Genomic DNA, 8,673 nt, shown 5'->3' with positions numbered 1-8,673 from the left:
ACACGGGCCCTCCCCCGCACAGCGGATGCCATCATCCCGGGGCTCGGAGGCCACCGGGGTGTGGCCCATGTCACCCTCCAGATCCCACAGGGCGGGGCTGGCGGGGGCCGCGAGTTCCGCTTCCACCTGCGACAGGGCCGTCTGCAGCAGCCCCGGGTCACACGGTACTGCGTCTTCAGGCATGAACAGCCAGGCATTGTCGGTGAGCCCATCGAAATGGCCATGGGTCTGCATCCAGGCATCGTCGGCATGGGCCCGCACCAGGACAGGCTGTCCATCGGCAAGACACTGCTTGAGCAGGGCGACACGTCGATGCCACCAGCGGTCGTCGGAGGCCCCACGGCCTTCGAATATCCAGGCCGCATGGCCCAGCATCTCGCCCTCGAATACCCGGGGTGGTTCCGCAAAGCCCATGCCCATTGAACCGCTCAACTGAAACTCCTGGTCGACACTCAGAGCATCCCAGCCGATGCTCACATTGGGCATGCCATCATCATCACGCAGGTGGGCGGCAGCGCGATTGCGGAAGGTATTCATGCCCTCGGGTACCCGATAGGCCACAACGGCAGGGCTGCTGAAATGCCATTCGGTGCCGGGCCCGATCGCCTCGGGACAGGGCCGAACATCCTCCGGCAGATTCAGGTGCATGTGACGCCAGAGATCCCGTGGATCATTGTCGTGCCACCAGGATTCGGTGGCGGCCAACTCCACCACGATGGGAGACGGTGCAGGCCCCTGGAAGAGGCAGGATTCCAGCACATAGACCCGCATGGGGCCTTGCACAAAGGATCCGGAACCACTGTCACTGCTGTAGAGTCGGGCCGCCACCCCCAGAAACTCATCGGATTGGGGCTCGGGCACCTGGGCCAGCACATCCTTGAGCGCGGAGGCCTCACGCCCCTGCCGCCCCGTTCGGACCCGAAGCATGGCCTGCCGGCCATCCGCCTGAAGCCGGAACTGTTCATCACGATCCGTCATCACCCGCCAGCCCGGGGGTGTTTCGTAGCTCAGCAGGCCTCCCAGGGCGGTGGTACTGCCTGCCCAGGCCGGCAAGGCCAGCGCGAGACCCAACAGGCCCGCGACGATGACCAGCAACCTGCCCCCTTTGTGTATCCTGCAACGCACCCTGACTTGCATGTGTTTCTCCCCACCTGGTATCGACTGATATCGGCCCACGCGACGCGCCTGGCGCGATCGGCCAAGACTCATTGAACAACGGCCTCTTGCCCCGTACCGACCACACCACGCCCCGCCTGCAGGGCCATGGCCAGTGACATGAGGCGGGACAGATCCCGCAGTACGCTGTCGCCCACCACCATCTCCGGCGTGAGGCCGCGACCACTGCAGCTTTGGCCATCGGGGAGCAGCACCTCCCGGTTGGTGAACCTGAGCACCGAGCCATCCGACAGCCGCCGATCGGTCTGGGAGCTGCATTTCCCGAAGGTGGGCTGCCCCACCAGGTAGGCGCGGCCATGATGTTGCAGGATGCCCGCAAACACCTCTGCCGCACTGGCCGTTTCCGGCCCGATCAGCAACACCAACGGCATGACAAGCTTGTCGCCCCTGGGGGCCTGAAAGTCGCGCACCTGCCCGCCCCGGGCCATGAGGCTTCCCAGCGGCGTCCCGGGCGGCAGGAACAGTCCGGCCAGATCCAGGGCTTCGTAGAGATCCCCGCCCACGGCATCACGCAGGTCCATGACCAGCGGCGATCCCGCGTCGCCCGCACCCGGATCGGATCGCTCGATGAATTCCAGGGTGGCCATCAGCGCCGGTCGTGTGCGACCCGCCAGGAAATCCCGTACCCGGAGCACACCCTGGCTCCAGGGCTCGACCAGTTCCACATCCAGGGGCCTGAAGCGCTCGCGGATGAGTGTGGTCGTATGCGCCGGCATCTCCCGCCCGGCCTGCCATGTCAGCACCAGTGGGGAGCCCGACTCTCCACGCAGGGATTGCAGAAGCTCTTTGACCTCACACCCGGCCACCGGCTGCCTGTCAATCTCAAGGAGCCGCACCCGACCGGGCAATCCAGCACGGTGGGCCGGCCCGCCCTGGTAGACCTGCAACCAGACCTGATCGCCCTCGAAACGGACATCCGCGCCGATCCCGGTCCAGGCGCGCTGGTCCCGATCCTGCCGGGCGGCCTCCTGGGAGGAGAAATGGCGCGCATAGGGGTCCACATCTGCCAGGCTCGAATTCAGGTCATCGGCCCGGAGCGCCGCAAGCGATCTCTCCGGTGGTGGCTCGAACGACTGCTCACGCAGCAGGTCGCGGATTTCGTCCAGCGGTACAGGTGTCTGTGCGGCGGCCCCGCCAGAGGCCGTCAGCAGCAGGGCCAGCAGGCCACCGGCCAGTCGCCTCATCTGGCCAGGTCCAGTGACAGTTCCATCAGCAGATCGAATTCCTCTCGCAGGGCATTGCGCTGCTCTTCCAACTGTCGTCGGCGCAGGTCCGTCTCCGCGTCCCCCATCCCGCTACCTTCCAGGGCATCCAGGGCGGATTGCTGGGTGTTCATGCGCCCGCGAAGATCATCCAGGCGGGTCTGCAATGCCTGCACCCGCTGATCCTCCTCGCCATGCCGATCCGACAGGCTTTCCACCTGACGGCTCAGGCCAGTGACGTCACGATCCAGGGCTGCCAGACGCTCCCGTTCCAGCGCCACCTCACGGCGCTGACGGGTCTTGCGGGCCTCCAGGTCCTCCCGTTCGGTTTGCAGTTCCTGCTGGGCCTGGCGCAATTGCTCCAGGCGATCCTCGCGCTCCTGCACCCGCTGATCGTAGGCACCGCTGCCCATTCCCTGGATGCCTCCCAGCAGCCCTCCCTCGTGGGGGTCCGTGGTGGTGGCGCAGCCCGCCAGCCCCAGGGTGCCCATCACAGCCACCATCAGTGTCATGCGTTTCATACCGACAGCCTCTGGTCGATGCGGGCCAACTGGCTGCTGCCTTCACGCAGTTCCTCCAGGTTGCCCTGCAATTCGGCCACCTCGCGTTCCAGGCGCGCCAGGTAGGGATCATCGGCGGGCCGGCCCTTGACCTCTTCAGCGAGAATGGCTTCCTGCACCTCCAGTTCTTCCTCCAGGGCCTTTTCCAGCTTCTCGCTGCGGGCCAGCTGGCGCTGCAGATCCTGACGCTGGGCCTGCAGGCGTTTCTTGTCCTCGGCACCGGCATCGTAACGGGCCCTGAGGTCTCGGGATTCCCGTTCCAGGGCGGCAATCTCCGTCTTCATCTCCTGGTTATAGGCCGCTGTGGTGGTGTTGAACTCGGCCACCCGGGTGGCTTCCCCGTCCAGAAAGTCCTCCGTGGTGGCATAGGCCTTCTTGCGCTTGGCCACCTCGTTACCCACCACATAACCGGCCCCGGCACCGAGCAGGCCGCCGATCATGGCCCCCCGCTCCTTGTCCACGGCATAACCCAGCAGTCCACCCAGCAAGGCGCCGGCCGCCGTGCCTTCGGTGCGGGTGCGATCCGTGTCATCCATATGGGCACACCCGGAGACCAGGGCACCGGCGAGGATGATGGGAAGAGTGGTTTTCGTGATTTTCATGGTGCTTGCCCCCTGCAGGGATGTGGTGATCAATTGTCCTCAAAGCCTTCAAAGCGCTCGCGGAAATCCTGCATCCAGGCTTGGGGATCTCCGCGACGCTGCTCGCTGAACACCTCCACGTGCTCACGCAGGACGTCCATCACCAGACGCTCGCGGGGCGGCAACTCCGCGGCATCCAGCACCTGGAAGGCGTGTTCGATGTACTGGGGCTCATAGTCCCCCAGTTCGGCAATCTTGTCCTGATAGCCCCGCAATTGCTCCCCGGCGGCCACTTCCAGGTCGTGCATGGAGCGCTCCACGGCATCCACCTGATCCTGATAGCGGGTGGAGATCTCGGCCAGCCGACGGGCCCGCTCCAGGGTGTCGTCCAGACGTGCCAGGCGCGACAGGTACACACTCAGGTTCACCCCGTTGCGGGCGGCATCCTGGGCCAGGCTGCGGGCACTCTCACGCTGCGCCAGTTCCAGCCGCTCCCGGGCCCGGTCCATCTGCGCCTGCACGGCCCGCAACGGCTCCACCAAGTCGGGGTTTTGCGCCATGAGGCGATCCAGAATCGGGTCCACGGTTCCCAGTTGCACCGAGGCCTGGGCCACCAGGTTATCCAGGGTACGGCCCACTGGCATGGTGCGGCGCAGGTCCTCACGATAGGCCTCGTATTCCTCTTCGATGCGCGCCTGCTGGGCGGAGTTGACCAGCACATTGGCGCCGATGGCCAGCCGCACCCCGGTGTTGAAGGAGCGCCGTTCCTCCATGTATTCCCCATCCGCGTTCCAGGCGTACACGTCCAGTTCCGCCCGGAGCGAACTGCGCAGTTCCGAGGCCGGGGTGGATACACTGCCGCCACGCACCGCCACGCCGCCCGGCTTGCCCTGCCAGATCTCCGGGCGGAACAACCCGGAGGTCATCTCCTGGGCATTGCCCAGCAGGTCATGAAAGCCCAGGCCATCGGCCTCGCGCAGCCCCACCGGGCGCAGTTCGTGTCGCGCATTGCCCAGGTGCCAGGCATGCTCATTCATCTGGCGAGCGGGAAACGGCAGGCGATCATTGAAACTCCCGGCCTCCAGGGCCGGCACGCCCCCTCGCGCCGTGTACTCCCATTCCTCCTCGGTGGGCAGACGCATGAAACCGGGCACGCCGTCCACCCGGGGCAGATCGGCGCGACGTTCCGGGTGATCCGCGTCAAACAGCCACTGATTATAGGCCCGCAGGAAGGCCTGGATATCCTGGTGGCTCACATAGGTGAGGGGCTGCATCAGGGCATCGCGCAGTTCCCGGCCCCTGAGCTGCGGGAGTTGCTGAACCTGGGGATCGCCGCTGGTCTCCAGCAGGGTGTCCAGGCCCATGACGGCAACATACTGGGCCCGGGTGAGCTCATACTTGGCCAGGACCAGATACCAGCTGCCGTCCTCGCGAGGGAAAGAGCCACTGATCTGGGTGCGTTGCAGCCCTTCGAAGATGCCCCCGGTGGCATCGCCGATCTGAATCACCCGGTCCCGATCGCCCCAGAAACCCTGCCCCGGCACCGGCACGTGTCGAAACACCATCTGCGCGCCATCGGGCATGGGCAGGACCAGATCCCCGGCCGCAGGACGCGGGTTGAATACCGACTGGGCCGGCACCTCGGCCAGGACCGCCCCCGGCACCAGCAAACAGGCCAGGCAGACAAGGACACGCCCCAGGCGGCCCGGGCAGTGGCCGAATCGGGGGTATCGAAGGCACTGGAGAAGCGGACTAATGTTCACGGATGGCCTCCGCCGGATCGATGCGGGTGGCCCGCCAGGCGGCCACCAGCGAGGCAAGCACCGCCAGTGCCAGGGTGGCGACAATGGCCAGCAGGATCTGCTCACCCGGGAGGGTGCAGAACCGCTCGCCAGGCGCCAGTTCACTGGAAAAGGTGCGATTGATGGCCCAGGCCAGGGATGCGTACCCCCCAAGGGCGGCCGCCAGGCCCAGGGCTGCGATCATCACCCCCTGGGCCACGGGAAAGAAGAAGACATGCCAGCGGGCCAGACCCAGCAGCCGCAACACGCCCAGGTCACGCCGCAGGCGCTCCACGGCAGCGTACAGGCTGGCCACCAGCACGGCCGTGCCACCGCTGATGCCCAACAGGGCGATCAGCCAGAACAGCCGCCCCAGGCCCTCGTCCAGGATCTGAATGCGCTGAATGGCCTCCACCTGGGCCACGAATTCCAGGCCCTGCTCGCGCAGGCGTTCGGCCAGCTCGGGCACGTCGTCGATGCTTTGGGCATAGAGGCGAAAACCCCGATAGCCCCCCCGGGCCATCTCGAAGCCTCCCGTATCCGATCGATGGGTCAGGGCGCGCTGCACACCCGTGCGCAGCACGCCCAGCAATTCCACGGGCACCACTGGCCGCTGCCAGTCCCCCACCCCCACCACATCGAGGCTGAGCGAGAGGGTTCGCGCCCCGGCACTGACCACGTGCAAAGACTCCCGGGAATGACCCGCAGGCACCAGCACGGAGGTGAGTTCATCCCCTGGCGCGGCGCGCCCGGAGAAGCCGCCCCATGGCGTGGCGGGGACATCCAGCAAGCGTGCCTGCCGGGGCGACAGCGACAACCCGGCCAGCGCGATCTCACGGCCCTGGGCGTCCGCCAGCGGGATGGGGTCCACGTAGGGCAGCACCACGGCCTCACGTCCACGCAGTTTCTGCTCGATGGCCCGCAGGTTGGAGACGGTGACCGCGCTGCCGGGGGTGAAGACATCGTAGGCCGTGAGTGACCCGGGCACGGTCACGCCGGTGCGTTGCCGAACGCGCTCCCGATCTGCGTCGGCCAGGCGGGCAAATCCGGTGTTGATGATCAGACCGGTGCGGGCAATGGGATCCAGGGGGTCTTCCAGCAGCAGGATGGCGCCGTCAAAACTCAGAAAGGGTTCGGGCGTATCCCCGGCCCAGCCACGGTCCGGCGCCCCGTAGCCCTCCTTGTAGGCCTCCACATCCACCACCAGATCCAGGGGCGCGTACACCCGGGGCAGGCTGCCGGCGCGGGCATCCAGCACGGAGAGCACCTGGAAGGTCTCCCGGGCCTCCTCGGTGCGTGTCCCCCGGGTGCGGGTAACCCTGACCTGCAGCGCATCCCCGGCGCCCACCCCCATGCGCCGGGCCGCCTCGGCCGAGAGCACCACCTGTCCATCGCCGGGGATGCGGGCACCGTTCTCCAGCAGGAGCGGATCACCGGGCCCGGTGGGGATCAGATCAAACAATTCGCTGCGACCACCATGGGGATTGACCACCTGGAGCACCGAGGACAGCGGCAGGATGGTGGGGGTGAGAAAATCCACCCCGGGCCAGCGGGCCACCTGCTCGAACCATTCCGGCGCGAACTCCCGGGTATGGGCGGGACGGATCTCCCGGTAGACCGGATCTTCCACCAACCGCTCACGCAGGGTCTCGATGGTGCCGCTCTTGAGGCCCATCAGCACCAGCAGGGGCGCGATCACCGCCGCCAGGGCCACCACCAGGCACAGGGTGAGGATCCAGTCGTGACGAAGGTGGGAAGCGGCCAACCCGGGTATGAGTCTGATGGGGTGCGCCGCGGACGGAGGCTTCATGCGGCCGCCCCTTCCTGGAGGGGGTAACAGGTGGAGCGGGTGGCATTCTCCGAGGTCTGCATCACATCGAAGGTGTAGGTGCGGTCGGCATGCCCCTTCACCAGATCCACGTCATGGGTCACCAGGACCACCGCCACGCCTTCATCCCGGGCCAGCGCCTCCAGGTCGGCCATCACCGCCCGGGCACGGGCCTTGTCCACGGCCGCCGTGGGTTCATCGGCCAGCACCAGTCGCGGCGCATGCACCAGCGCCCGGGCAATGGCCACCCGCTGACGCTGACCCACCGACAGGGCGCAGGGCATGCGGTCCAGGCAACCCTCAAGACCCAGACGTTCGGTCAGTTCGTGCAGCCGTCGCCCGGGGGCGCCGCAGCCGCGGATTCTGGATGACAGTTCGATATTCTCCCGCACACTGAGAAACGGCAGCAGGCCGCCGGTCTGCAGCACATAGCCCAGATGATCCCGGCGCAACGCCGCCAGGCTCGCCTCATCGCCAAGGCGCCAGAGTCGGCGGATATCGTGTTCGGGGTCTGCCTCAACGGCGTGAAAGTGAAACGTCTCTGCCCGTGTGGGGGCCATGACCAGGGCCAGCATGTCCAGCAGGGTGCTCTTGCCGCAACCGCTGGCCCCCACCACGGCCACCAGCTCACCGGGTTCCACCGAGAACGCCGGCACCTCCAGGGTGAAGACACTCCCTCCCTGGGAGCGGTCCTTGCCAAGGCCTGCGATCCGGATCATGGGCACGGCAGCGTCCTCAGGGCAGATAATCCAGGTGCAATGGGTAGACCCGGTCCCGATCGTCATCCGTGTCATTGAGCTGGAACCACACATCCACCTGCTCGTTGATGGCCCGGTACTGCTCCAGCTTGGCCAGCAGGCTCCACTCCAGCTCCGCACGCTGCTGCGTGGTCATGCTGGCAAACATCTCATCGGTCAGTGACAGGATATCGCTGCGATAGGGCAGGCTCTGGATGAACGCCGGCAACAGGCCCGTGTCCGCCAGTTGTGCCCCCTGTCCGATCTCCTCAGGCTGCTTCATGGTCTGCCCCGCCACCCCCTGCAGCGCCTCGAAGAACTGCGCCTGGGTGACCTCCGCCCGCATCAGCGCCTGCACCACCCGATCCAGGGACTGGGACAGGCTGCTCAACTGCTCACGGGTCACCAGGACACGCACATCCAGGGCCCGATCCGCCGGGTTCACCAGGTCCCGGTCCAGTGACCAGGCAACGATGTCCTTGGGCGGGGTGGCCTCGCGGCCGATGTATTCCACCAGGGCCGCCTGCCACAGGGCCGAGACCGAATCCAGCTCCGCTCCCCCCTCGGATGCCGCAGGCGCGGCAGCCTGCCCTGCCCCAGGGTTCGGGCTCGCCTGGCCCGCCATGGCCTGGCGCAGCAACCCATTGATGTCATCGGTCACCTGCTCCACCAGGGCCAGGTACTGCGCCTGCTCGAAGGCATCCACCGCCTCAATGGCGGAACGCCCGGCATCGCCCCGCACCCGGGACAGGTGTCTGAACTGGGCATCGGCAACGGGATGGTCCGCCTCGGCACGGGGGTCTTGCAG

7 protein-coding genes and 1 pseudogene are annotated in these 8,673 nt (G+C 66.9%); all 8 read right to left on the bottom strand.

From position 1 onward, the window contains the following. Positions 1-1,095 (bottom strand): hypothetical protein (locus BMY52_RS14870; protein ID WP_143050513.1); only part of this gene is annotated, 1,095 nt, incomplete at its 3' end. A gap of 110 nt (positions 1,096-1,205) precedes the next feature. Next, a complete protein-coding gene (locus BMY52_RS14865; protein WP_090255773.1) occupies positions 1,206-2,360 on the bottom strand; it encodes a S41 family peptidase in 1,155 nt (384 codons plus the stop codon). Further along, entirely contained in the window at positions 2,357-2,899 is a 543-nt protein-coding gene (locus BMY52_RS14860) for a hypothetical protein (RefSeq protein ID WP_090255771.1), read from the bottom strand. Before BMY52_RS14860 ends, BMY52_RS14865 begins: the two co-directional genes overlap by 4 nt. Beyond that, a complete protein-coding gene (locus tag BMY52_RS14855) occupies positions 2,896-3,540 on the bottom strand; it encodes a glycine zipper domain-containing protein (RefSeq protein WP_090255777.1) in 645 nt (214 codons plus the stop codon). The genes BMY52_RS14860 and BMY52_RS14855 overlap by 4 nt, the downstream gene beginning before the upstream one ends. Positions 3,541-3,569: 29 nt before the next feature. Beyond that, positions 3,570-5,282 (bottom strand): formylglycine-generating enzyme family protein, encoded by a 1,713-nt coding sequence (locus BMY52_RS14850; RefSeq protein ID WP_245740972.1) that lies wholly within the window; start codon positions 5,280-5,282, stop codon positions 3,570-3,572. Then, on the bottom strand, positions 5,272-7,110 hold the full coding sequence (locus tag BMY52_RS14845) for an ABC transporter permease (RefSeq protein ID WP_090255769.1): 1,839 nt from the start codon (positions 7,108-7,110) through the stop codon (positions 5,272-5,274). The genes BMY52_RS14850 and BMY52_RS14845 overlap by 11 nt, the downstream gene beginning before the upstream one ends. Continuing rightward, positions 7,107-7,847: an ABC transporter ATP-binding protein gene (locus BMY52_RS14840; protein ID WP_090255766.1), complete on the bottom strand. Its 741-nt coding sequence runs from the start codon at positions 7,845-7,847 to the stop codon at positions 7,107-7,109. The genes BMY52_RS14845 and BMY52_RS14840 overlap by 4 nt, the downstream gene beginning before the upstream one ends. Positions 7,848-7,863: 16 nt before the next feature. After that, a pseudogene (locus BMY52_RS14835) lies at positions 7,864-8,673 on the bottom strand (VWA domain-containing protein); the annotation flags it as partial.

Source organism: Ectothiorhodospira marina (assembly GCF_900109495.1).
Classification (GTDB): Bacteria; Pseudomonadota; Gammaproteobacteria; order Ectothiorhodospirales; family Ectothiorhodospiraceae; genus Ectothiorhodospira; species Ectothiorhodospira marina.
Note: the sequence above shows the minus strand (reverse complement) of the source record. Positions and strands in the feature narration are given on the sequence as shown.